Source organism: Clostridium sp. CTA-6 (assembly GCF_054768115.1).
Window position 1 is genome coordinate 92760 of record NZ_BAAAAU010000001.1, and the last position, 24953, is coordinate 117712.

Below are 24953 nucleotides of genomic sequence, written 5' to 3' on the forward strand. Positions count from 1 at the left end.
ATTAATGACAAAGGAGGGATTTAAATGCTACAGGATAAATTTTTAACTAAAATAAAAGAGCAGGGAAAAAATATTAAAGAGTATAGCAATATCTATAGTATATTGGGGACTTTAAGATTGATATCTATGATAGGGCTTATATATTTTATTTATAAAGCTTTAAATTCAAGTGTTTATAGTAAATATTTAGGGTTATCCATTTTAATGGCATGTATGTTTATAGCTTTAATAATAAAGCATAGCAATATAAAGAATAAACTTAAATTTTCCAAAGAAATGATAAATATAAATAAAAAATATGTAGATAGAATCAATGGACAATGGATAGAATTTCAGGATAGAGGAGAAGAATTTATTTCAGAAGATCATCCTTATTCAGGAGATTTGGATATAGTGGGAAAAGAATCACTTTTTCAACTTATAAACACAACTAACACCAAGGATGGTAGAGATAATTTAGCAAAATTATTATTAGAGCCAAATAAAAATAAAGATGAAATAATTTTAAACCAAAGAGCTGTAAAGGAGTTAGGAGAAAAATTAGAGTTTTGCCAAAACTTAGAATATACAACAGGAAAATATAAAGAAAAGCTAAAAAGCACAGAAAAACTTATGAAATATATAAGGGAAAATGGTATTTTAATAAAAAGTAAAGTAATAAAAAATATATTGTACATAATGCCATTAATTACAGTGCCTTTATCACTAGGTATAATTATATTAAAGCTTAAGAATCTATATACTTTAGTAGGAGTTTTAGGTATTGTTCAATGCTTAATATGGATGTTAAAAGCTTTAAAAATTAATGCTATCCTGCAATCTATAGATAAACTTAAATATAATTTTCAAACCTATAGTAAGGTGTTAAAGTTAATAGAAAAGGAAGAAGTAGAGTGTGAAAAATTAAAGAGCATAAAGAAAGTACTTTTTAATGAAAAAGAAAGTTCTATTAAAGCTATAAAGGAATTAAATATAATTTCGGAGAAGGTTAATTTAAGGTACAATGGTATTTTATATATAGTCTTAAATATATTTTTCCTTTGGGATTACCAATGTGTTTTTTCCCTAGAGTCTTGGAAATTAAAATATGGCGATAAAATAGAAAAATGGCTAAATGGCATAGGAGAAATAGAAAGTTTTGCAAGTTTAGCTGTTTTAACTCATATAAATAACAAAATTTCTTTTCCTAATATATATGATTCCGATAAAAAAACAAGTTTAAATAAAAATACTCAGTCTAATAGTTTACATAAGGAGAATTTTAAATCTGAAAAAGATAGTTATCCTAATTTAAAATTAGAATATGGTGATAATTTAAAGATAGAATGTAAAAACATAGGGCATCCTTTAATTAATATAAAGGATAGAGTATGCAATGATTTAACTATGAAAAATAATATTCTCCTTATAACTGGATCTAATATGTCGGGAAAAACTACTTTTTTAAGAACGCTAGGAATTAATTTAGTTTTAGCTTATAGTGGGGCACCAGTGTGTGCAGAAGAAATGAGCTCTTCCCTTATGGACATATATACTTCTATGAGAATAACAGACGATTTAAAGGGTGGTATATCTACATTTTATAGAGAGCTTATAAAAATTAAAAATATAATTAACCATTCAAAAAATAAGAGCCCTATGATTTTTCTAATAGATGAAATATTTAGAGGAACAAACTCTAAAGATAGATATATAGGAGCCAAAAATGTATTGTTTAACCTAAATAAATCTTGGATAATAGGGGGATTAACTACTCATGATTTAGAACTTTGTGTTTTAGATAAAGATGAAAGAATAAAAAATTATCATTTCTCAGAATACTATAAGAACAATGAAATATATTTTGACTATAAAATAAAAAAAGGACAGTCTACCACGACTAATGCTAAATATCTTATGAATATGGTTGGTATAGAGATTTTAGAAGAATAAAATAGACCTAATAGGGTGTTTCAAAATAGATTAAATTTAATTTTAATGACAAAAATACACTTCATAAACCAATTAGTGTGCTTATGAAGTGTATTTTTTATCTTTCTTATATTAAATGCACTATTTACTGTACCAACAGCATGGGGTTTAATAATAGATGAAATTTTATATATAGTTTTTATGATAGTAATTATAATCTTGTAATATTGCCAATGGATATTAAATTCAAAATAAAACTTAAAAATGTAATAATGTTAATAATATAGAATATATATTTTTAATAGACAAGTTGAAAAAATCTAAAGGGGGATGAAAATGTTATATAGAAAATTTGGAAAAACCGATGAAGAGGTTTCTATATTAGGATTTGGATGTATGAGACTTCCAGTAATAGATGATGATCCAGCTAAAATTGATGAGAAGAAAGCTATAAGACAAATAAGATATGCTATTGATAAAGGGGTTAACTATATAGATACAGCTTATCCATATCATGAAGGTGCCAGTGAATTTTTAGTAGGAAAGGCTCTTAAAGATGGATATAGAGAAAGGATAAAATTAGCTACTAAACTTCCTTCCTGGCTTATAAAAAGTAGAGAGGATATGGATAAATATTTAAATGAGCAGTTAGAAAAATTACAAACAGATCATATAGATTTTTATCTTTTGCATGCTCTCAATAAGGAAGATTGGGAAAATTTAAAGAAGCATAATGTATTTGAGTTTTTAGATAAAGCTATAGAAGATGGAAGAATAAAATATGCAGGTTTTTCTTTTCATGATGAATTATCTTTGTTTAAGGAAATAGTAGACGCTTATGATTGGAGTTTTTGTCAAATTCAATATAATTTTATAGATGAAAATTATCAAGCAGGTACAAAAGGGCTTAAATATGCTTCACAAAAAGGTCTTGCAGTTGTAATAATGGAACCTTTAAGAGGTGGAAACTTAGCAAGAGTAGTTCCAGATGATGTTAAGAAACTATGGAATAAAGCTCGTATTAAGAGAAGTCCTGCTCAGTGGGGATTTAGATTCTTATGGAATTATCCAGAAATAACTGTAGTTTTAAGTGGTATGGAAAAAATGGCTCACATAGAAGAAAACATAAAAGAATCTAACAACGGATATGCAAATTCTTTAACAGAAAAAGAGCTTGAATTAATTGATAAAGTTAAAGAAATATATATAAGTAGAATAAAGGTTGATTGTACAAATTGTAGATACTGTATGCCATGTCCCTTTGGAGTAAATATACCTAAAAACTTTAAGTACTTAAATATGGCTTCAATTTATAGTGATGTGAAAAAACAAAAGAAAAAATATGTAAGTTACTTAAATAAAAATGAAAAATCTTCAAACTGTAGGAAATGTGGAAAATGTGAAGAAGCCTGTCCTCAGAATATTAAAATAAGAAATATGTTAGAGGAAGTGGTTAAAACCTTTGAACCTTAACAAATTGTTTTCAATTTGTTAAGGTTCTTGCTTTGTTACTTTTTTTAAGAGCACTTCTATTTTTAAATATTTACCTCTTTAATTTCATTTCCAGTCCATTGTAAAAATTTATAAAAATCCTCATAATCAATAGTAAGAGTAGCTGTATTTGTATTAGGATGAAAATTAATTTTACCATCATGCTTTAAATCCTTATCTAGAAGTACCTTTACTTTTTTATCAGAATTATTCATAAGCCCAAATGGAGTAACACTTCCAGGAGTAAGCCCTAAATGTTTATAAAGCCTTTCTTCTGATGCCATGGAAAGAGGTGTGCTTCCTATTTCCTTTGCCAAAGCCTTTAAATCTGCCATTTTTTCATCACACAAAATAAGAAGGTAATGTATATTTCCTTTTCTATTTCTAAGAAATAAGTTTTTGCAATGTTGCCCTTCTATATCTAATTGCAAATTATTTACCTCTTTTATTGTATAAACTGCCTCATGTTCATGCTTAATATATTTAATATTTAGCTCATCTAAAATATTGTATATTTTTTCTTTACCTTTGTTCATTTATTTCACCTTCCTATGAAATTTTCTTAAGGATTATGTAAAAGTCCTTAGTATTTATTTTTTGAAATGTTTATTGCTTAGACTTTATTATAATGTATTTTAGAAATAATTTCATTATATTTTATATTTTCTGAATTCTAAGGAGAACTAAATTTGTTTTATCACTAAAAATTATTAAATTAATGTATTTGTATTAAAACTAAAAAATATTGACCCCGTGGTCAATAGGTGGTAATATGTAGTTAAAATAAAAAGGGGAGATGTTAGTTATGTATCTTTCATTAAAGAATATAGGGAAAAAATTTAATATAGCAGGTAGAGAATTTTGGGTGCTTAAAGATATAAATTTAGAAATAGAAAAGGGGAATATTGTTACCATTTTGGGACCTTCTGGGTCAGGAAAATCTACTTTATTAAATATAATAGGTGGCATAGATAAGGCAGATAAGGGTCAGTTTATTTTAAAGGATAATATTATAAGTGATCTTAAAGATCAGGAGCTTACTTTATATAGAAGAGAAAAATTAGGATTTGTGTTTCAATTTTATAATTTAATACCAAATCTTACGGTATGGGAAAATATAGAAGTAGCCTCTAATATAAGCCATAATCCTAGGGATATTAAAGAAATATTAGAGAAAGTTCATTTATATGATAAGAAAGATAAGTTTCCACAGGAATTAAGTGGGGGAGAACAACAAAGGGTTTCCATAGCTAGAGCTATTATAAAAAATCCAGAATTACTTTTATGTGATGAACCTACAGGTGCTTTAGATTATACAACATCAAAGGAAATACTAAAATTATTAGAGGAAATAAATAAGGAATTTAAGACTACAATTTTAATAGTAACTCACAATGAACCTATAGCTTCTATAAGTGACAAGATAATAAAGATTAGAGATGGAGGAATTTCTGAATTTATAAATAATAAAGAAAAAATTCCAGCGGAAAAGGTGGTGTGGTAGATGATTCTATCTAAAAGAATTAAAAGAGTTATAAAATCCAATAGAGGTTCTTATATAGGGTGTACTTTATTAGTTTTACTAAGTTGTATACTCTTTTCCTCTTTTAATGTGGCTTTTAGAAATATAGATAAAAATTTTAAAGAGTTTGTTGAGGATTATAATTTAGATTCTGCTAAAATCATGGTTAATAAATCTATAGATAATATAGAAAAATTAGAAGAAAAATTTAATATATACCTTGAAAAAAGGTATGAAATGGATTATAGCTTGGATGATAATACTACCTTAAGAATATTTAGTAAAACATCTAAAATAAATAAGTCTTATATTATACAGGGAAGAGATATAATAAATAAAAATGAGATACTCTTAGATCCATCCTTTTCAAAGGAGAAAAATATAAAATTAAAAGATAAAATAAAAATACAAGGAAAAGAGTTTAAAGTAGTTGGATTTTTTGCATTGCCAGATTATATTTATCCTCTAAAATCTGAAACAGATCTTATATGGAACGCTAAAAATTTTGGCATAGCTTCTATGTCAGAGAATAATATGGAAGAGTTAAAGGGAATAAAAACCTTTTACCACACAGTGTTTAAAGAAAATAATGAAAAGCAATTTAGAAAATATATAGAAAAAAACTATAATATATTATCCTACATAGAAAGGGAAAATAATGTAAGATATTCCTTTGTAAAAACTAAGTTAGATAGTTCTATAATCATGGCGATAACTCTTCCTATGGTTATAATTTTGTTAACCTCTGTTCTTTTATCCATAGTGATATGGAGAATGATAAAAATAGATTTAAAACAGATAGGGACTTTATATGCCTTAGGTTATAAGAAAGGTGAAATATTAAAGCATTATATGAATTATCCTATTATAATTGCTATTATAGGAGGAGTAATAGGTACCATATTGGGGCTATTTTTTTCGAAACCTCTAAGCCAGTTTATGCTAAGTTATTTCAATATACCTTTAATAAAAGAAAATTATAGTGTAAGTTATATTATTTTAAGTCTAATAATACCCTTATTCTTCTTGAGTTCAACCTCACTTATTGTACTATTAAAAGTTTTAAAAATGTCTCCTGTTAATCTTATGAAAGGTTTCAAAAATAAAGGGAAAGTAAACAAATTAGAAAAAAGCTTAAAACTTTATAGATTTAAATTTGAAAATAAGTTTAAAATAAGAGAGATTACAAGAAATGTGGGAAGAACTATTATATTATTAGTGGGTATAATAATAGCTTCCATGTTTTTGCTTATGGGGTTTATGAGTAAAGATTCCATGGATTCTTTACTAAAGGCTCAAAGAAATATAAACCAATATGAGTATAATTATATTTTGAAAAATATTCAAAGTGAAAAAAACTATACTGGGGAAAAATATAATCTATCCTCTTTTAAAGTAGATAATGACAAAGAACCTATACCTATATATGGTATAGAAAAAGATACACAACTTATAAATTTAAAGGATTCGAAAGGAGAAAAAATACAGTTCAATAAAATTATAATAACTAAAGCATTAGCAGAAAAATTAAATATTGATAAAGGGGATAGAATAAAAATATATAATACTTATAAGGATAAAGGATTTTTTATAAATATAGATGAAATAGCAGATAATTATGTTACTAAAAGTATATATATACCTCTTGATGAATTTAATACTATGATGAATTATGAAAAAAATAGTTATATAGGATTATATTCAAAAGAAAAATTAGATATAGATGAAAACTTAATATTTAAGGTAGAAAGTAAAAAAGAAATTGAAGAAGCCTTTAAATCTATGACAGAGCCTATGAAATATTCCCTTACTATTATGGCAGTTTTTGCGATTATAATCGCTTTAATCGTAATATATGTTATAACTTCTATAATCGTAGAAGAAAACAAAGGTAATATATCTATGCTAAAAATATTAGGATATAAAGAGCAAGAAATAAATTCTTTAATATTAAATACAGGAAAAATTCCTGTTATAATAGGTTATTTATTTTCTATACCTATATTAAAAATTTCTATGGGACAGCTTATGAAAAAGGTAGCAAAGGATATTAATTTTTCAATACCTATGAATATTTCATTAAAGTATACTATAATAGGTTTTGTAATAATATATTTAACCTATGAAATATCAAAAATATTATCTAAGAAAAAAATTCTAACTATATCTATGGTAGATTTTATGAAGGCTGAATAGGAGAAGATTTTATGGATGACAATTTAAAGAATATACCGGAAGATAAAAAAGAAGCTATACTAAAAGCTGCTTTAGAAGAGTTTGCTACAAGGGGATATGAAAAGGCTTCTACAAATAAAATAGTAGAAAAAGCAGGCGTATCAAAGGGGCTTTTGTTTCATTACTTTTGTAATAAAAAGGGATTATTTATATATGTATATAACTATTATTTTAAGTTTTTGAAAGAAGAGTTATATATGAAGGTAGATACAGAGGAAAGGGATATTCTAGAACGAGTAAAAAAATGGACTATGATAAAAATGAACCTTATAGAAAAGTATCCTAGTATATTTATGCTATTTATAAAATCTATATTGAATATGCCTAAAGATATAAAATCTACTTTAGAAAAAATCCAATCAAAGGAAACAAAAGAAGCCTATGAAAATTTTTTATCCAATATAGATTATTCCAAATTTAAAGAGAATATTGATATACAGAAGTGTTTAAAAATACTAATGTGGACATTAGAGAAATATGGTGAAGAATATATAGTTCTTAATATAAATAAGCCACTATTACAAATAAATAAGGATAATATTAGAAAAGAGATAGAAGAATACGTGGATATATTAAAGGCTGGTTTTTATAGATAGTTTATTAATTATACAAAATGATGACTAGAAATAGATTTAATTTTAATATAACAAATATAAAAAATTAGGAAATGAGTTAGTTTATAGATTGAATTTTTTATATTTGAGGTGTTAAAATTAAATCTATTTTATTTTGAGAGAGCCTTTGTTATGTTATACGAGATATAACTTATATAATTTATTTTTATATGAAATTTAATAACATTTAATAGTATAAATAAAACAAATAGTTATAAACAAAATTATAAATTTTATCTATTTGATTAGAAAATGCCACTATTATATAATGAAGTTTGATTTAAAATGGAATATTAGTAATTTTTTATACAAAATAGTATATATGGATAAGAAGGAGATATAATGGAAAAAGAAAAAATAATATTTTTATCTCATTGTATATTAAATAAAAGTTCTAAAGTGAAATATTATGGAGAAGAAAAGAATAGAGAAAAAGATGAGAAAATAAAAAATTTACTAAAGTTACTTATGGATAATAATATATCAATTATTCAACTTCCCTGTCCTGAATTAACTTGCTATGGGATTAAAAGATGGGGACATGTAAAAGATCAATTTGATACCCCCCATTTTAGAAAACATTGTAGAGAATTATTTTCGATATATTTAGAGCAAATGGAAGAGTATATTAATAATGATTATGAAATTTTAGGGATTGTAGGAATAGAAGGAAGTCCAACCTGTGGTGTAAATAAAACCTGTGTAGGTAAATGGGGAGGAGAACTTTCGTCTAATAACGAGCTACAAAGCATTATAGGAACCATAAAAAGGGTAAATGAAAGAGGAATATTTATGGAAGAAATAAAAAAAATATTAGAAGAAAAACAGTTAAATATTAATATCATAGGATTAGACGAAAAAAATATAGAGGGTATATATGAACTCTTTCTGTAGGACGGTGTTAAAATGAATTTGAAAATTGAAAATCTTACCATAAAATTCAAAGAGGTTACTGCTGTAAAGAATTTAAATTTAGATATAGAGGAAGGGACTATTGTAACATTATTAGGGCCAAGTGGATGTGGTAAAAGCACTACATTATATACTATAGCTGGATTGTACAAGCCTACTAAAGGGAATATATATTTTAATGATAGGATTATAGATAATTTAGAGCCAGAAAAAAGAAATATAGGCATGGTTTTTCAAAATTATGCTCTATATCCTCATATGACTGTATATAAGAATATAGAATTTCCTTTAAAAATGAAAAAGATTAAATCTAAAGAAGCAAAGGAAAAAGTAGAAAGTATAGCTAAATTGGTTAAGATAGAAGATTTGTTAGAAAGAAAACCTTCACAACTATCAGGGGGACAACAACAAAGAGTGGCTATAGCAAGAGCTTTGGTTAAAGAGCCAGAAATACTATTGTTAGATGAACCTTTGTCTAATTTAGATGCCAGGCTTAGGATTGAAATGAGGGAAGAAATAAGGAGAATACAAAAAGAATTAAATATAACTACTATATTTGTTACCCATGATCAAGAAGAGGCTATGACAATGTCAGATAAAATTGCCTTATTAAAAAAAGGGGAACTTCAACAATATGATAAACCAGAAAACCTATATATAAAACCTAATAATTTATTTGTGGCTAAATTTTTAGGAAATCCTCCTATAAATATTTTAGATGGTGAAGTAGATAAAAATAGTAATTTTTTAAAAGTTTTTGAAGGTAAAACTATATTACATTTAGATGATTTTATTAAAGATAAAAATATAGAAGATGGTACATATAAAATTGCCATAAGATGTGAAGATTTTATACTAGGAGAAAAGGATAGGTCTACTATAAAAGGCACTATAGAAATGGCAGAAATGATAGGAAGAGATACTATAATAAAAGTAAAAGTAGGTAATGATTATATAAGATGCATAATACCCTATGAAAATTTAAATAAAAATGAGAAAACAGTATATCTAAATATAAAAAAATATAAGATACATTTTTTTAGTTTTGAAGATGAAAAAAATCTATTAATTAAAGGTGAAGAAAGTGAATAATAATAAAAATTTAAAATCCTTTGTAAAAGGTATTATGTATATAGCACCAGCTTTTGTACTACTCTTAATTTTTAATATTTATCCTATAATAAAATCCTTTGATATGAGTTTTTATACTCGTTATAACTACTATAAGGATATAGTTTATGCTAGGGGATTAGATAATTTTTATTACATATTTAGTGATAAAGAATTTTTAACAGCTATGAAAAATACTTTTATATATGTGCTTTATGTTATGCCTATATCTATTATTTTATCATTGATAATTGCTATTTTACTAAATTCAAATATAAAATTTAGAGGTTTTTTTAGAACTGTATATTTTATACCCTTTATAACATCAACAGTAGCCATATCTATGGTTTGGAGATGGATGTATCATGCAGATCATGGAATTATAAATTATCTATTACAAGCAATAGGATTATCTCCTGTTAAGTGGCTTTCAGATCCTAAATGGGCTATGCCTAGTTTAATTATATTAAGTGTATGGAAAAGTCTTGGTTATAATATAGTCATATTTTTAGCAGGACTTCAAAATATAGATGAGCAGTATAATTTAGCAGCTAAATTAGATGGAGCTAATAAGTGGGAAAGGATCAAAAATATAACTGTACCGCTTTTATCACCAACTATATTTTTTGTATGCATAATGACTTTGATAAGCTCTTTTAAGATTTTTGGAGAAATATTTGCCTTGTTTGATAAGCAACCTGGACCATTGAATAGCTGTCTTACTATGGTATATTACATATACAACAAATTTTATAATCAGTATCAATATGGCATTGCATCTGCTGCAGTATTTGTTCTTTTTATAATAATAAGCCTATTTAATTTTATTCAATTTTATATAGGAAAGAAAAAAGTAGAATATCATTAAATTATCTAGAGCATATTATGCAAGGAGATTATATTATGACAAAAAATATTTTAAAGAAATCTTTGATTTATATTATATTAGTATTAGGATGTATTATTACTTTGTTACCTTTCCTGTGGATGATAAGTACATCATTAAAGCCCTTTAATGAAATATTTTTAATGCCACCTAAATTGATACCATCTAAAATAATGTGGAAAAATTATGGAGAGGTTCAAAGTAAAATACCTTTACTAAAATATTTTTTAAATAGTGTGTTTATAACTTTAGGTATAACTTTAGGAACTCTTATTACTACTATTTTAGCAGCATTTGCTTTTTCAAAAGTTAAGTTTTGGGGCAGGGATGTAATATTTTCTATATTTATTGGAACTATGATGATACCAGGAGAGGTTATATTAATACCTAATTACATAACTATATCCAAGGTAGGTTGGATGAATAGCTATGAAGCCTTAATAATACCCTGGATTGTAAGTGTATTTTCTATATTTTTATTAAGACAATTTTTCTTTACTATACCAGAACCTCTTTATAGAGCAGCAAAAATAGATGGGTGCAGTGATTTTAAATTCTTGTGGACCATAATGGTTCCTTTATCAAAGCCAGCTTTAATAACTATAGCATTACTTAGAATTATAAACAGCTGGAATGAATTTTTATGGCCACTTATTGTAACTAATATACCAAATATGAGAACACTTCCAGTAGGGCTTATGACATTTACATCAGAGGCTGGAGCGGACTATCATTTATTAATGGCTGCAGCTACTATGATAATAATTCCAATACTTATAGTTTATTTTGTACTACAAAAATATATAATATCTGGTATGACCAAATCTGGAATAAAGGGATAATTTGTTTTTAAATAAATTTAATATAAATAAGTTGGAGGGGATAAAATGAAATTTAAAAAATTAACAGCTCTTATCACAGTAGTTACATTAACCTTTGGGTTAGCAGCCTGTGGTAGCAATAAGGAAGATGCATCAAAAAAGGAAGAGTCAAAAACCACAATAGCAACAGAGATAAAAGAACCTGTTACAATTGAATTTTGGCATGCTATGAATGGTGAGAACGAAGCTGCACTAAAAGATATAACAGAGGAATTTAATAAAAAAAATAAGGATAAGATAACAGTAAAATTAGTATACCAAGGTCATTATAAAGAATTATTTTCAAAATTAGATGGTGCTGCTAAATCTAAAAAATTACCAGCATTAACTATGATATATCCAAATAGATTGACAGCTTATGTTATGAATGATTTAGTAGAAAATTTAAATCCTTATATTGAAAATGAAAAAATAGGATTTAAAAAGGATGTATGGAATGATATTCCAGAATTTGTAAGAGATAATGGCATGTGGAATGATAAACATTATTCACTTCCATTTAATAAAGGTACATATCTTCTTTTTTACAATGAAGAGTTGCTAAAAAAATATAATGTAAAAGTTCCAACTAATTGGGATGAGTTAAAGGAAGCTTCTAAAAAATTAACTGTAGATACTAATGGTGATGGGAAAAATGATATATACGGCTTAGGATTAAATTCATCTGTAGGAATAGATTCAAGTTTTTGGGTAGAACAAGCAGGTGGACATTTAATAGATGAAGCCAATGATAAACTTCTTTTCAATTCAAAAGAGGGAGTAGAAGCCTTTGATTTTTTATCAGGATTAGTTAAATCAGGTAATGCTAAAATAGCCACTGAAGAAAAATATATGACTGGTGCTTTTAGTAGAGGAGAAGCAGCTATGGGAATTTCTTCAATATCAGCCTTACCAGATATAATAAAGGCTTGTAAAGGAAACAATATAAACTTTAAAACTGCAGTGCTACCAGAAGGAAAGAAAAAAGCAGCATTATTTTCAGGTACAGATGTAGCAATATTTAATACTCCTTCATCAGAAGAGAAACTAGCAGCCTTTGAATATTTAAAATTCTTTATGGAAAAAGAAAGTCAAACAAAGTGGGCTACTAAGTCAGGTTATTTACCACTTAGAAAATCTGTTGCAGATTCAAAAGAATTTAAAGATTATGTAGAAAAAGAAAATCCAGCAAAGGGAGAAGCCGTTAAAGAATTTGATTATGGTTACTGTGATCCTAAAGTATTAAATGGATATGCTATACATGATAATATGGCTAAAGCTTTAGATGAGATAATAGATGGAAAGAAAGATTCAAAACAAGCTTTAGGTGATGCAGAAAAGAAAGCAAGACAAGAGTTAGATGAAGCTAAAAAAGCTTTTGGAAAATAGGCATAAAAATTAACAGTTATAGTACTTATTTTGGATAATATAAAAGAATGAAGAAATTATAATAAAAAATCATAAATTCTAAAAATTTACCCTATAGAGTGGATAATGATATAGTCTCTTTAAGATACACATACTAAAAAATAAAAATCTGTCTATCTTAAAGGGGAATATATTAAAACCTATCTATAGGGTAATTTTAATACTAATATTTATCTTATGTAAAAACTATAGACCAGATGCATTAGTTAAAGTATCTTTTAAAGTATTGGCAGATTTAATTAGTTTATCTGCTTCTGTTTTACTTAAATCTATACTTAATGCTTTTTCAACACCTGATCCACCTACGATACATGGCATTCCTAAGTAAACATCTTCAATTCCATAGTAATTTTCTACTAAAGTAGAAACTGGTAATATAGTTTTTTCATCTCCTAATATAGCTTTTACAATACGTGTTACTGCTAAAGCTATAGCATAGAAAGTAGCACCTTTTCTATTTATAACTTCGTAAGCAGCATTTTTAACATTTTCATAAACTTCTTTTCTAAAGTTATTATTATATTCAAGATTTTCTTTATTAGCATATTCATCAATTTTGATATTTTGAATATTAGTTACACTCCAAGTGGCGATTTCTGAATCTCCATGTTCCCCCATTATATAAGTATTTACGTTTCTTGGATCTATATTATATCTTTTCCCTATTTCGTGTTTAAGTCTTGATGTATCTAAGACTGTACCTGAACCTATAACTCTTTCTTTAGGGAAGCCTGATAGTTTATAAGTTACATAACTTAATACATCTACAGGATTTGAAACTACTAATAAAATAGCATCTTTATTATATTTTACCACTTCCGGAATTATTGCTTTAAATATATTAATATTTTTATTTATAAGTTGAAGTCTTGTTTCACCTACTTTTTGTGCTGCACCAGCTGTAATAACAACAATATCTGAACCTTCAGTATCTTTATAATCTCCACTTAGTATATTTACAGGTTTTACAAAATCTGCTCCATGGGATAAATCCATAGCTTCCCCTTCAGTTTTTGCTTTATTAACATCTACTAATACTATTTCTGTAGCAACACCTGATAGCATTAATGCATAAGCAGTGGTGGCACCTACTGAACCTGCTCCTATAACGGATATTTTAGTAGTATTTCTTTTTTTTATCATTTTAAATTACCCCCTAAAAATTTTAAGTTAATATAAATTAGTTTTAGTGGATTAATGGTATTTTGGTTTAGTGGTAGTACCAATAATCACATGTTTATAATATCATATAATATTATAGATTGCCAGGATAGTTAATTAATTAACATTATATGATATTATAATGATTTACAGCTAAATATAAAAAATAGTAATTAGTATTGGTTAATTTTCTTAAATATTATATACTTATATATTTGTATGGTAGCCGTAATTCTAAAAATATTTTGTTATATACAATAATGTTAAGAAATTGGTCATACTTGACATAAAATTGAAACTTAGAGTATAATCTTAATGAAAGTAATTAATATTTGATTGAAATAAAGTTTATATTTTTATAATATATTAGAATTTTTGTGAATATGTTCACAAATAAGTAGTAACCAAGGTTAATGTTATGTAAATTTTAATATACAATAGTTAAGTTTATAAAAAACTTATTATATTTTTACTTTTAAGAAGGGATGAATAATTATGTTTAGTCCTATAAAAAATACAAGAGTTTACGAAAAAGCTATAGAACAAATTAAAGAAATGATTGTTGAAGGTACTTTTAAAAAGGGAGATAAACTTCCTTCTGAGAGGGAAATGGCAGAAAGCCTACAAATTAGTAGAACTTCTATAAGAGAAGCCCTTAGAGAGTTAGAAATTATGGGACTTATAGAATCAAGACAAGGGGACGGAAACTTTGTAAAAAGTAGTTTTGAAAATAACTTATTAAAACCATTGTCCACTATATTTTTATTAAAAGAAAGTAATCCAGATGAAATATTAGAACTTAGGCAAATTATTGAAAGAGGATCTGTTGTATTAGCTGCTGAAAGAATAACTGATGAGGAATTAGAAGAAATGGAACTTCTTGTTGAAGATTCTTTAAAATCAGATTTTAAATATCAGTTAGTAGATGTAGATATAGCTTTTCATTATAAGATAGCCCAAGCTTCTAAAAATTTTCTTATACTAAGCATATTAAATGCTATATCATTTTTAATTGAAGCTTTTATTAAAGACATAAGAAAGAATGTAATAACAAAAAAGGAAAATACGGATATGCTTATAAAGCAGCACAGGGATATTTTGTCAGCATTAAAGGATCATGATCCAATAGCTGCTGAAAAAGCTATGTTATCTCACTTACAATACGTTAACAGCCAAATGAAAAAAGAAATAGAAATCATTACTTAAAGTACTATGGATTATATAGTGCTTTTTCATTTTAAAGAAAAAAGTTAGTTCACTAAAAACATAATAAAAAAAGAACTCTAATTTAACATATAGCTAAAATTAAAGTTCTTTCTATTGTTTTCCTTACTCATGTATATTATTGGTGCTAGTTTTAGAAAATATACATAAAATATAAGAATAAGTAAAGATAGTTATATTCTATGTAAGCTATTCACAATTTATAAGTGCTTGTATATTTGGAAATTTATATTATTATTTTACTTTAATATGTTCGTCTTCAATAAGTTCATTTGCAACCCATCTTGCAACTTTTCCAGTGATTGTTATGCAGTGATTTTTTCTTTCTGGACTTTTAAAGTTATCTCCAGCCCATTCTCTTGTTATTACTCTACAACAAGTTGATTTGTATTCATTTTTGATATAGTCATGAAGGCTGCTAGATTTTTTAAACATCTTTTCATCCATAGACTCACCTTCAACTCTACCATATATCATACCTAGAGCCATTTGTCCACCTGATACTGCACCACATAGACATCCTGATTTACCAAGGCCTATAGGAAATCCACTTGCCATTTTAACTATGCTTTCATCATATGGTTTCCCTAATACTTCATTAATTGTTTGAACTACTGCCTCACTGCAAAAAAAAGTACCGCTTCTAAAGTAATTTTCAGCTACAGCTTGTACTTTATCAAGAAGTTCTTCTTTTGTAAATTCTTTTGTGTTAATTAAATCCATCACATATTCCTCCTACATACTTATAAAAACTTACTAATATTATAATTTAAATTAAATACGCAACTTTTATTATAAGTTATGTATTTTAAACTTACCAATAAATAAATATTATAATTAAATGATTAATTATAAAAAAAACAAATAACTAAAGAATCATATTTAGAGCTATGATATACTTTTATGTGCATTTAATAAACTTATAAAAACTTTAAAATACAAGGAGGCGATCTTAATTGAACGAATTTTTAAAGAAATATCCAGTTCCTATTGTGGGACTTATGTTAGGGTTGGCAGCGACAGGAAATCTTGTTCAATCCTATGGAGAAATATATCGTAGTATATTTGGAATAATATCAGCTATATTACTTATTTTAATGCTCGTAAAGATTGTGAAGTATCCCAAAGGTGTAGCAGAAAGTTTGGATAATCCAGTGGTAGCTAGTGTATTCCCAACATTGTCAATGGGAATTATGTTATTATCAACTTATTGTACTCCATATGCAGCATCCTTTGCTTATATAATGTGGATTATAGGAATTGTTTTACATATTATATTAATATTATGGTTTACAAAGAAATTTGTTTTTAATTTTAAGATTAAACAAGTATTCCCATCTTGGTTTATAGTTTATGTTGGTATAGTAGTTACAAGTGTAACAGCACCAGTTTATAAGATGGGAAATGTAGGAAGAATAGCCTTTTGGTTTGGGCTTGTAACTTATTTAATACTTTTACCAATAGTTATCTATAGGGTTGTAAAAGTAAAGGGAATGCCAGAGCAAACATTGCCAACTATCGCAATATTTGCAGCACCTGCAAGTTTATTATTAGCAGGATATATGAAATCATTTCAAACAAAAAACATGACAATGGCTTGGTTTTTAATGGTGTTATCCATTATTATGTATATAGCAGTTATTATTATGTTATTTAAGCTTTTAAAATTAAAGTTTTATCCAAGTTATTCAGGATTTACATTTCCACTTGTAATAAGCGGAATATCAATAAAACTTACAAATGGATTTTTAACTAAGTCTGGACAAGCTATTCCTTTATTAAAATATTTAGTGAAATTACAGGAAGTATTAGCTGTTGCCATAACACTATATGTATTAATTAGATATATTCAATTTCTTTTACCTGAAAAACATGATTGCATTAGTATTAATAAGGGCAATTAATAAGGAGTTATAAAAATTTGACTGAAGACAAGAGTTTTACAAAGACTAAAGTATGGGGTTTTAAAAAATGTTATAAAAAAATAAAATGCAAAAATAGAGTTAAACATAAGAAATAATTAAACATGTATTTTGATGCGAAAAAAGCATAAATTTTAGCCATTCCCTTTTAATAGGATTTAAAAGGGAATGGCTAAGTTTGTTACTATCTTTTTTATACAAAAATTAGTCACATCTATCATATTATTATCAATAGTTTCTATATTTTTAAATATTAACAGAGTAGAATATAATAACAAGGCAACACTAGATTATAGTAATCTTTATACTAAGAAATATTTTTATTTTACATATTAATTTTAACTATTTGCAATAATAGTTGATTATCTTTAGCTTACTAAAGTTTGATATAGGTATAGAAAATAAAAAATATAATTAGTATTTTAATAAATTATTGTTGAATTTAATCGAAATTAGTATAAAATAAAAGATAAATGTTATTTGTAATTTAAGGATATAAAGTATATAAATTTGTTTTATTTGTAATTTAAGGATACAAAGTATATAAATTTATTTTATTTGTAATTTATGAATATGTAATAAAATGGAATTATGAATATTAAGAATAATAAATTCAATGGAAGCTAATGAAACACAATAGTAATGGAGGCGTGTCATGCTTGCAGCAATAATAAAAAAAATTCAATTAATTTTAGAAACTAAAAAAAAGAATACATTTAAATATGAATCTATTAAAATATGTTTAATGTATGTAATTAGTGGATTTATTTGGATTTATTTTTCAGATAAAATTATAAAGAAATTTGTTAATGATAGAGAAATGTTGATAATTATAAGTACATATAAAGGTTGGTTATATGTTATTATAACTGCACCAATTCTTTATTTAGTAATAAGAAGTATTCTAAAAAAAGTTTATTTAGCAGAAAAAAAAAATAAAGCTATTATAAAAGCAATACCGGATTTATTATTTGTAGTTAATAATGAGGGATACTTTATAGATTGTGTGGTAAATGATGAAAGTCTTTTGTTAATGCCTAGGGAAAATTTTATTGGAAAATCACTTTGGGAAGTTCTTCCTAAAGAGATATCAAAAGTAGCCTATGAAAAAATAAAATTAGTACTTAAACATGGGGGGTTAGAGAGCTTTGAGTACAAACTTAAAATTTCTAATAAAGAACTGTATTTTGAACTTAGAATGGTAAAAAATAATGAAAAAGAAATATTAGCGATCTCTAGAGATATTACTTTAAAAAAACAAAGTGAATTAGAGTTTAAGATTAGTGAAGAAAGGTATAAAACCCTTGTAAGTGAAATGCAGCAAGGATTAGTGCTTTTTCAAGGTAGTGATAATGAGGAAGGAAAAATTATAAACTATAAACTTTTAGATTCAAATGCAAGTTATGAGAGATTAACAGGATTAAAAAAGGAAAACATATTAGGTAAAACTCTTTATGAGATATTCCCTAATATGGAAAAGAGTCTGATTAAAAAAATCCAACGAGTGGCAATAACAGGACAATCTGTGCATTATCAACGTTATATAAAAGAAAAAGATAAATATTATGAAGCAATAGTGTATAGGCCTAAAAAATTACAATTCGCAGCAATTTTAACGGATATTACTGAAAGGAAACTTGCAGAGAAAGCTTTAAAGACTAGTGAATATAATTTTAGAAATATTTTTGAAAGCTCCTCAGATCCTATACTTATAACTCTGGATAATGAGATTATTGATTGTAATCTAGCTATGATCGAATTATTAGGCTATGATTCAAAGTCATCTATACTTCATAAAAATCCAGTTCAGTTTTCGCCAGAGAAGCAGCCTAATGGAGAATCTTCTAAAGAAAAAGCTCTTCAGGTATATAAGATTACTATGAAAAATAGGAAACATAAATTTGAATGGTGGTTCAAAAGAGTTGATGGTACCTTATTGCCAGTAGAGGTTATGATGACAACTATATTACATAATGGGAAAAAAGTTTTTCATTCTCTATGCAGAGATATTCGTGAAAGAAAAGAAATGGAAAATAAATTAGAATATTTAAGCTATCATGATCAACTAACAGGATTATATAATAGAAGGTTTTTTGAAAAAGAGTTAAAGAGACTAGATGTGGGAAAAAATTTACCTTTGACTATTGTTATGGCAGATGTTAATGGCCTAAAACTTGTAAATGATTCTTTTGGGCATGCTGCAGGAGATGAGCTATTAGAAAAAGTATCAGAAGTTATAAAAAAGGGATGTAGATCTAATGATATTATTGCTAGACTTGGCGGGGATGAATTTGTAATTTTGCTGCCTAAAACAGATATATATGAAACAGAACAAATTGTTAAAAATATTAATGCTTTAGCTTTAAAGGAGACAGTAAGTGCTGTTAACATATCCATCTCCTTTGGATATGGAACTAAGAAGAAAGAAGGAGAAAAGATTGAAGAAATTTTAAAGAAAGCTGAAGATTATATGTATAAGAAAAAGCTTTTTGAGAGCCCAAGTATGAGAGGAAAAACTATAGGTGCTATAATTAATACTCTTCATGAAAAAAATAAAAGAGAAGAGGAACACTCTCATAGAGTTTCAATGTTATGCCAGGATATGGGGCATGCTTTAGGGTTAACTGAAAGTGAGACAGAGGAACTAAAAACTATTGGTTTACTCCATGATATAGGGAAAATAGCTATAGAAGAAAATATACTAAACAAGCGTGAAGAACTTACAGAGGATGAATGGCAAGAAATAAAACGACATCCAGAAATAGGATATAGAATACTTAATACAGTAAATGATATGTTAGAGATAGCAGAGTATGTATTGTATCATCATGAAAGATGGGATGGGAAGGGATATCCTAAAGGTCTAAAGGGGGAAGAGATACCACTTCAATCAAGAATAATAACTATAGTTGATGCTTATGATGCCATGACTAGTCAAAGAAGTTATCGTAATGCTTTACAAGAGGAGATTGCTATAGAAGAACTAAAAATAAATTCAGGCACTCAATTTGACCCAGAGCTTGTAAGGATATTTATTGAAAAAGTATTAAATAAATCTTTTTATTAAAAAGTATCTTTTATGTTTTTTAGTATTTTATAGTTTTAGAATATAAATATATTTTTCGGTGATAATATATTTTAGATAAAAAATATATTGAAGGAAGTGTTTAATGTGGCAATAGTAAGTACAGCAGCGGACCCATATCAAGCATGTATATATGCCTGTAGCAGATGTGCTCAAGCATGTTATGAATGCTTAAATGCTTGCCTAAATGAACAAGATGCTAATCCAAGAAAAAATTGTATAAAAATCCTTATGGAATGTGCAAAAATGTGCGAAATGTCAGTAGGACTTATGGCAATGAATGGGCAATTTGCAAAGGATCATTGTAAACTTTGTGCTACTATTTGTGATAAATGCGCTCAGGAGTGTAAAATGGTTCAAGATGAACATTGTCAAAAATGTGCACAAGAATGTACTACCTGCGCAGAAGAATGTAACAAAATGTCTGGAATGTAATGTATTTCAATATACGGATTTTGATAAAATATTTTGATAAATCTATTAAAAATTTAATAATTAAATAGGTAAAGGCTAGAAAATTAGGAATATAACTATTTCAATTTCTAGCTTTTTAATTTATAATTGAAGTTAAAAATTATCTATAAAGAATCAACAAATATATTTATATTACATTGTGTCAGTTAATGAGCATAGTGAATTTAAAGAGCACAAGATACTGTAAGTAGGTAGCTATCCTATTATAAGTAAAGAAGGAGAGTAATAATATGAATGGAACTATAAGAGAAAATATAAGACCAGGTACAAAAGTGAGAGTTGTTCAAAAACAAGATCAGCGTTCTGGAAAATTAACAGAAGGTGTGGTTGAAAAGCTTCTTACAAAGTCAGCTATTCATCCTCGTGGTATTAAAGTTATGCTTGAGAGTGGTATTGTTGGTAGAGTTAAGGAAATATTAAGGTAAAAAGTTAGATATTATAAAAAGAAATCCTTATATTTTTTTAAAAAAGATAGATGCATTTAATAAAAGTTTCTTTTATTTGTAATATGAAAAGAGTAAGTTTTTTATTAAATGAACTAATTAAAGAATGGAACACTATATTTAGGTAAAATTCAACTAAATATAGTTTTTATTTTTTAATTTATTGTAAAGAAATTTAATACATATAAATTAACCTATTAAAATTACGATTAATTACTGTATAAATAGACAAAATAAAAAAGGAGTATCAGTACAATGAAAAAAAATTCTAGTATAAAAAGTAAACTTATAATTTCTTTTGTATCATTGATTTTAGTATCCTTAGTTTTACTAGGCTCTATAGTTTACACTAAAGTATACAATCAAACAAAAGAAGACTATGCTCAATCTATAGAAAAGCAAATTACCCAAGTGGATACTAGCTTTAATAATTATATTGTAGCCTTTGAGGAAAATATAAATATGTTTTCTAAAGGACTAAATAATTTAGATAAGCAAGTAACTTCATATCTTGATAAGAAATATCAATCAAACGAAATACCTATGACTCCTCTAAAAAATGGAAGTTTTGAAGCTTCTTTATATAAGGAGTTCGAAAATTTTACAAAAACTCACGATGGGATAGAAACTCTTTCTATATCTTCAGAAAGCAATGGAGGATATATGCAGTATCCAGCAATTTCAAGAAAAAAGGGATATGATCCTAGAACAAGAGATTGGTACAATGAATCTAAGAAAAATAAGGACAAGGTTTCTTTTACAGATGTTTATAAAACCTCATCAGGATCTATGGTAATGTCAGTTCTAAATCCAGTTAAAGATTTAAATTCCAATTTTAAAGGAGTTATGACCTTTGATATAAACTTAAAAAAATTATCTGAAATGAGTAAAAATACTAAAATAGGTGAAAATGGTTATCTTATTGTAACGGATGAAAAAGGAACAATAATAGCTAGCGGTAAAGATGAAAGTCTTGTTTCCAAGAATATAAAGGAGCTTAAAGTAGAGAATTTAAATAATTTATCAAAATATAAAAATAATAGTTTTAGTACAAAAATGGGTAATGGAAAAGAATATTTTATAAATGTAAAAAAATCCTCTAATGAAAAATTAGGATGGTATTACATATCTTTTGTAGAAAAGGCAGAGCTTACAAGATCTGCAAATAGTATAGGTCTCATAACTTTAATTTTCACTATTATATTTTCCATAGTTGCAGTATTAGTATGTATATTTATATCTGATAAAATATCACAGCCTATTAAATATGCAGCGGAGCATATAAAAGAAATGGGAAAAGGAAATTTCACAATTCCAATAGAAGAAAAATATTTTAAATTAGAGGATGAAATTGGAGATATTATAAAGTCCTTAGACAGAATGCAGGATTCTATAAAATCTATGCTAGGTAAGGTAAAGGAAAGTTCTGGGGTAGTTTCAGAGGAGGGAGAAAAGTTGCTATCTGCTTCAGAAGAAATGACAGGTTCCTCAAGTGAAGTCTCAAATGCAATACATGACGTAGCTGTAGGAATTTCAAATCAAGCTGGAGAACTTGTAAAGGCTACCACAACTATATCAAGTTTTGGAGAAAGGCTTGATATGGTGGTAGGTGAGTTATCATCAATAAGCGAAAATTCTGTAAGTATAAATTTGGTAGCTAATGATAGCAATAAAAAGATGGTAAATATGATAGTATCCGTAAAAAATATTGAAGAGTTTTTTAAGGATTTTTTAAATGTAATATCTAAACTGGATAATAATGTAGGTCAAATAAGTGAGATGACAAATTTAATAAATAGTATTTCAGAGCAAACTAATCTTTTAGCTCTAAATGCAGCAATTGAAGCTGCAAGAGCAGGAGAATCTGGAAAAGGATTTGCTGTGGTGGCAGATGAAATAAGAAAGCTAGCAGAAAGAAGCAAGGAATCTTCTGAAAGTATAAATAAATTAGTAGAAAATATAGATAAAGATAAAAAAGATATTATAAATAATACTGAAAAAATGAAAGAAGAACTTGATAGTCAGTCTAAAACTATAGAGGAAACTATAGATGTATTTAAAAATATAATAGAAGCTATTGAGGATATTGTTCCTAAAATACAAAATGTTAATAGTTCAGCCTATTCTATAAATGAAGAAAAAGATGAGGTTTTGTCTAAGATGGAAGGAAGCTCAGCTATTTCAGAAGAGATATCTGCCTCTTCGGAAGAAATAAGTGCTTCTTCTGAGGAAATGCATAATTGTTCAAAGGATGTATCTATATCTGCGGAGAAATTAAGTGAAATGACTAGAGCAATGAATGAAGAGGTAAATAAATTTAGAATATAAATAAAGAATTTATTACAATTATAATAAAATAAATTATAGTAAATTAAAAACAAATCTTATATTTGTTTTTGTAAATAGGAATACTGCATGGATAGAAAATATAATTTTATAATTTTGAGGGTATTTCTAGAAATGCTTGGCATGAAAGATTCCTTTTTTAAGGAACTTTCATGTTTTTTTATATTTATGATAAAAATTTTGCTACATCATATTGATATTTATTAAGATAAATATTACAATATAAAAAAGGTAATATATTACCTTTTTATTTTCTATTAGGAGGAATAGCATGGATAATACAAAAGAAATGGATAATATTGATAAAAGATATCATATTTTTGGTATGCTATTTTTATTGTCTAATAAGCTTGAAACACTAGGAAATAATTTTCTTGGAGAACTCACAACAAAACAATGGTTTTTTATGTTAATATTAATGAATTTTTTTAAAGAACCTCCTACTCTTAGTGAATTAGCTCTCGAAATGGGAACTTCACATCAAAATGCAAAACAAATTGCCATTAAACTTGAAAAAAAAGGATTTTTAGTAGTGAACAAGGATATTAAGGATAAACGGGTATTAAGGTTAACTCCTACGAATAAAATTAGAGAATATGTAAAATTAAGAGAAGATAAAGATCACTTTTTTATTGAGAAATTTTTTAACGTATTAACAAAGGAGGAAGTTAAAAGTATTTATGAAAGTTTTACTAAACTATTAGATAATATACAAGTTATAGAAAATGAATTTTTATAAAAGTATAATTTCAGGAGGTAAAGTATATGTATAATAAAATAGCAGTAATATATAAATCAAAATATGGTAGCAGTAAAAAGTATGCCCAGTGGATAGCAGAGGAAGTAAAGGGAGATTTATTTAATTCTTCAAACATTAAAGGAGAAAAGTTAAAAGAATATGATATTATTGTTTATGGTGGAGGGCTCTATGCTAGTGGAATTTCAGGTATATCTCTTATAACTAAAAATTTCGATATTTTAAAGGATAAAAAAATAATAGTATATACAGTAGGACTTGCTTCAACGGACAAAAAAGAAATATTTACTCCTATTATAGAAAAAAATTTCCCTAAATCTAAGAGACAGGAAATAAAATTTTTCCATTTGCGAGGTGGAATAGATTATAAAAAGCTAAGTTTAGTACACAAATCTATGATGGCAATGCTTAAAAAGGTAACGGCTAAGAAAGCTGAAGATAAGTTAACAGATGAAGAAAGAGAATTTTTAGATACCTATGGAGATAAAGTAGATTTTACAGATAAAAATACAATAGTACCTTTAGTTAAGTATATTAGTAATATTGTCTAGCTAGGTGACTAAATAGAATTA

General features: G+C 26.5%; 21 protein-coding genes. 18 read left to right on the plus strand and 3 right to left on the minus strand.

Annotated features, from left to right (window positions below; translation table 11 throughout):
- Positions 1-24 precede the first annotated feature (24 nt).
- Positions 25-1932 carry a MutS family DNA mismatch repair protein gene (locus tag ACYUDJ_RS00400; protein ID WP_043031849.1) on the plus strand — a complete coding sequence of 636 codons (1908 nt, stop codon included), beginning with the start codon at positions 25-27 and terminating at the stop codon, positions 1930-1932.
- A 315-nt stretch (positions 1933-2247) separates the two neighbouring features.
- Complete coding sequence (locus ACYUDJ_RS00405; protein ID WP_043031850.1) at positions 2248-3384, plus strand: aldo/keto reductase; 1137 nt, start codon at positions 2248-2250, stop codon at positions 3382-3384.
- A 62-nt stretch (positions 3385-3446) separates the two neighbouring features.
- Here ACYUDJ_RS00405 and ACYUDJ_RS00410 read toward each other — a convergent pair whose 3' ends face one another.
- The gene (locus tag ACYUDJ_RS00410) at positions 3447-3938 is read right to left on the minus strand and encodes a prolyl-tRNA synthetase associated domain-containing protein (protein ID WP_003486470.1); all 492 of its coding nucleotides are present in this window, start codon (positions 3936-3938) and stop codon (positions 3447-3449) included.
- A gap of 269 nt (positions 3939-4207) precedes the next feature.
- Here ACYUDJ_RS00410 and ACYUDJ_RS00415 point away from each other — a divergent pair, with 269 nt between their 5' ends.
- The 8 genes from ACYUDJ_RS00415 (at position 4208) to ACYUDJ_RS00450 (ending at position 12930) form a co-directional block, all read left to right on the plus strand.
- Positions 4208-4906 (plus strand): ABC transporter ATP-binding protein, encoded by a 699-nt coding sequence (locus ACYUDJ_RS00415; RefSeq protein ID WP_042385170.1) that lies wholly within the window; start codon positions 4208-4210, stop codon positions 4904-4906.
- Complete coding sequence (locus ACYUDJ_RS00420) at positions 4907-7120, plus strand: ABC transporter permease (protein WP_043031851.1); 2214 nt, start codon at positions 4907-4909, stop codon at positions 7118-7120. It begins immediately after the preceding gene.
- An 11-nt stretch (positions 7121-7131) separates the two neighbouring features.
- Positions 7132-7755 carry a TetR/AcrR family transcriptional regulator gene (locus ACYUDJ_RS00425; protein ID WP_003486467.1) on the plus strand — a complete coding sequence of 208 codons (624 nt, stop codon included), beginning with the start codon at positions 7132-7134 and terminating at the stop codon, positions 7753-7755.
- Between the two features lie 360 nt (positions 7756-8115).
- Positions 8116-8667, plus strand: coding sequence for a CD3072 family TudS-related putative desulfidase (locus ACYUDJ_RS00430; protein ID WP_043031852.1), 552 nt, complete (start codon positions 8116-8118; stop codon positions 8665-8667).
- 12 nt (positions 8668-8679) lie between these two features.
- Positions 8680-9777: an ABC transporter ATP-binding protein gene (locus tag ACYUDJ_RS00435; RefSeq protein WP_003486464.1), complete on the plus strand. Its 1098-nt coding sequence runs from the start codon at positions 8680-8682 to the stop codon at positions 9775-9777.
- Positions 9770-10663, plus strand: a complete 894-nt coding sequence (locus ACYUDJ_RS00440; RefSeq protein ID WP_042385164.1) for a carbohydrate ABC transporter permease — start codon at positions 9770-9772, stop codon at positions 10661-10663. Before ACYUDJ_RS00435 ends, ACYUDJ_RS00440 begins: the two co-directional genes overlap by 8 nt.
- Before the next feature lie 35 nt (positions 10664-10698).
- Positions 10699-11523: a carbohydrate ABC transporter permease gene (locus ACYUDJ_RS00445; protein WP_042385162.1), complete on the plus strand. Its 825-nt coding sequence runs from the start codon at positions 10699-10701 to the stop codon at positions 11521-11523.
- Positions 11524-11568: 45 nt separating this feature from the next.
- On the plus strand, positions 11569-12930 hold the full coding sequence (locus tag ACYUDJ_RS00450) for an ABC transporter substrate-binding protein (RefSeq protein ID WP_003486459.1): 1362 nt from the start codon (positions 11569-11571) through the stop codon (positions 12928-12930).
- 225 nt (positions 12931-13155) lie between these two features.
- Here ACYUDJ_RS00450 and ACYUDJ_RS00455 read toward each other — a convergent pair whose 3' ends face one another.
- Complete coding sequence (locus ACYUDJ_RS00455; RefSeq protein ID WP_003486457.1) at positions 13156-14112, minus strand: L-lactate dehydrogenase; 957 nt, start codon at positions 14110-14112, stop codon at positions 13156-13158.
- A gap of 513 nt (positions 14113-14625) precedes the next feature.
- Between ACYUDJ_RS00455 and ACYUDJ_RS00460 the strand changes: the two genes are divergently transcribed.
- Complete coding sequence (locus tag ACYUDJ_RS00460; RefSeq protein ID WP_003486455.1) at positions 14626-15336, plus strand: FadR/GntR family transcriptional regulator; 711 nt, start codon at positions 14626-14628, stop codon at positions 15334-15336.
- 252 nt (positions 15337-15588) lie between these two features.
- Here the strand turns inward: ACYUDJ_RS00460 and ACYUDJ_RS00465 are convergent, their stop codons facing one another.
- Positions 15589-16077, minus strand: a complete 489-nt coding sequence (locus tag ACYUDJ_RS00465) for a C-GCAxxG-C-C family protein (protein WP_042385158.1) — start codon at positions 16075-16077, stop codon at positions 15589-15591.
- Between the two features lie 233 nt (positions 16078-16310).
- On the opposite strand from ACYUDJ_RS00465, the gene ACYUDJ_RS00470 reads away from it, so the two are divergent.
- From ACYUDJ_RS00470 to ACYUDJ_RS00500, 7 genes are all read left to right on the plus strand, one after another.
- The gene (locus ACYUDJ_RS00470) at positions 16311-17258 is read left to right on the plus strand and encodes a TDT family transporter (RefSeq protein WP_003486452.1); all 948 of its coding nucleotides are present in this window, start codon (positions 16311-16313) and stop codon (positions 17256-17258) included.
- A 673-nt stretch (positions 17259-17931) separates the two neighbouring features.
- Complete coding sequence (locus tag ACYUDJ_RS00475; protein WP_003486450.1) at positions 17932-20343, plus strand: HD domain-containing phosphohydrolase; 2412 nt, start codon at positions 17932-17934, stop codon at positions 20341-20343.
- Between the two features lie 105 nt (positions 20344-20448).
- The gene (locus ACYUDJ_RS00480; RefSeq protein WP_042385155.1) at positions 20449-20796 is read left to right on the plus strand and encodes a four-helix bundle copper-binding protein; all 348 of its coding nucleotides are present in this window, start codon (positions 20449-20451) and stop codon (positions 20794-20796) included.
- A 269-nt stretch (positions 20797-21065) separates the two neighbouring features.
- Entirely contained in the window at positions 21066-21260 is a 195-nt protein-coding gene (locus ACYUDJ_RS00485) for a YwbE family protein (RefSeq protein ID WP_003486445.1), read from the plus strand.
- Between the two features lie 273 nt (positions 21261-21533).
- Positions 21534-23606 (plus strand): methyl-accepting chemotaxis protein, encoded by a 2073-nt coding sequence (locus ACYUDJ_RS00490; protein ID WP_003486444.1) that lies wholly within the window; start codon positions 21534-21536, stop codon positions 23604-23606.
- 289 nt (positions 23607-23895) lie between these two features.
- On the plus strand, positions 23896-24363 hold the full coding sequence (locus ACYUDJ_RS00495) for a MarR family winged helix-turn-helix transcriptional regulator (RefSeq protein ID WP_003486442.1): 468 nt from the start codon (positions 23896-23898) through the stop codon (positions 24361-24363).
- 26 nt (positions 24364-24389) lie between these two features.
- Positions 24390-24932: a flavodoxin domain-containing protein gene (locus ACYUDJ_RS00500; protein WP_043031853.1), complete on the plus strand. Its 543-nt coding sequence runs from the start codon at positions 24390-24392 to the stop codon at positions 24930-24932.
- Positions 24933-24953 lie beyond the last annotated feature (21 nt).

Excerpts from the sequence above, each read along its gene's own strand:
- ACYUDJ_RS00400 (WP_043031849.1), top strand. The coding sequence starts at position 25 with ATGCTACAGGATAAATTTTTAACTAAAATAAAAGAGCAGGGAAAAAAT.
- ACYUDJ_RS00405 (WP_043031850.1), top strand. The coding sequence starts at position 2,248 with ATGTTATATAGAAAATTTGGAAAAACCGATGAAGAGGTTTCTATATTA.
- ACYUDJ_RS00410 (WP_003486470.1), bottom strand. The coding sequence starts at position 3,938 with ATGAACAAAGGTAAAGAAAAAATATACAATATTTTAGATGAGCTAAAT.
- ACYUDJ_RS00415 (WP_042385170.1), top strand. The coding sequence starts at position 4,208 with ATGTATCTTTCATTAAAGAATATAGGGAAAAAATTTAATATAGCAGGT.
- ACYUDJ_RS00420 (WP_043031851.1), top strand. The coding sequence starts at position 4,907 with ATGATTCTATCTAAAAGAATTAAAAGAGTTATAAAATCCAATAGAGGT.
- ACYUDJ_RS00425 (WP_003486467.1), top strand. The coding sequence starts at position 7,132 with ATGGATGACAATTTAAAGAATATACCGGAAGATAAAAAAGAAGCTATA.
- ACYUDJ_RS00430 (WP_043031852.1), top strand. The coding sequence starts at position 8,116 with ATGGAAAAAGAAAAAATAATATTTTTATCTCATTGTATATTAAATAAA.
- ACYUDJ_RS00435 (WP_003486464.1), top strand. The coding sequence starts at position 8,680 with ATGAATTTGAAAATTGAAAATCTTACCATAAAATTCAAAGAGGTTACT.
- ACYUDJ_RS00445 (WP_042385162.1), top strand. The coding sequence starts at position 10,699 with ATGACAAAAAATATTTTAAAGAAATCTTTGATTTATATTATATTAGTA.
- ACYUDJ_RS00450 (WP_003486459.1), top strand. The coding sequence starts at position 11,569 with ATGAAATTTAAAAAATTAACAGCTCTTATCACAGTAGTTACATTAACC.
- ACYUDJ_RS00455 (WP_003486457.1), bottom strand. The coding sequence starts at position 14,112 with ATGATAAAAAAAAGAAATACTACTAAAATATCCGTTATAGGAGCAGGT.
- ACYUDJ_RS00460 (WP_003486455.1), top strand. The coding sequence starts at position 14,626 with ATGTTTAGTCCTATAAAAAATACAAGAGTTTACGAAAAAGCTATAGAA.
- ACYUDJ_RS00465 (WP_042385158.1), bottom strand. The coding sequence starts at position 16,077 with ATGGATTTAATTAACACAAAAGAATTTACAAAAGAAGAACTTCTTGAT.
- ACYUDJ_RS00475 (WP_003486450.1), top strand. The coding sequence starts at position 17,932 with ATGCTTGCAGCAATAATAAAAAAAATTCAATTAATTTTAGAAACTAAA.
- ACYUDJ_RS00485 (WP_003486445.1), top strand. The coding sequence starts at position 21,066 with ATGAATGGAACTATAAGAGAAAATATAAGACCAGGTACAAAAGTGAGA.
- ACYUDJ_RS00490 (WP_003486444.1), top strand. The coding sequence starts at position 21,534 with ATGAAAAAAAATTCTAGTATAAAAAGTAAACTTATAATTTCTTTTGTA.
- ACYUDJ_RS00495 (WP_003486442.1), top strand. The coding sequence starts at position 23,896 with ATGGATAATACAAAAGAAATGGATAATATTGATAAAAGATATCATATT.
- ACYUDJ_RS00500 (WP_043031853.1), top strand. The coding sequence starts at position 24,390 with ATGTATAATAAAATAGCAGTAATATATAAATCAAAATATGGTAGCAGT.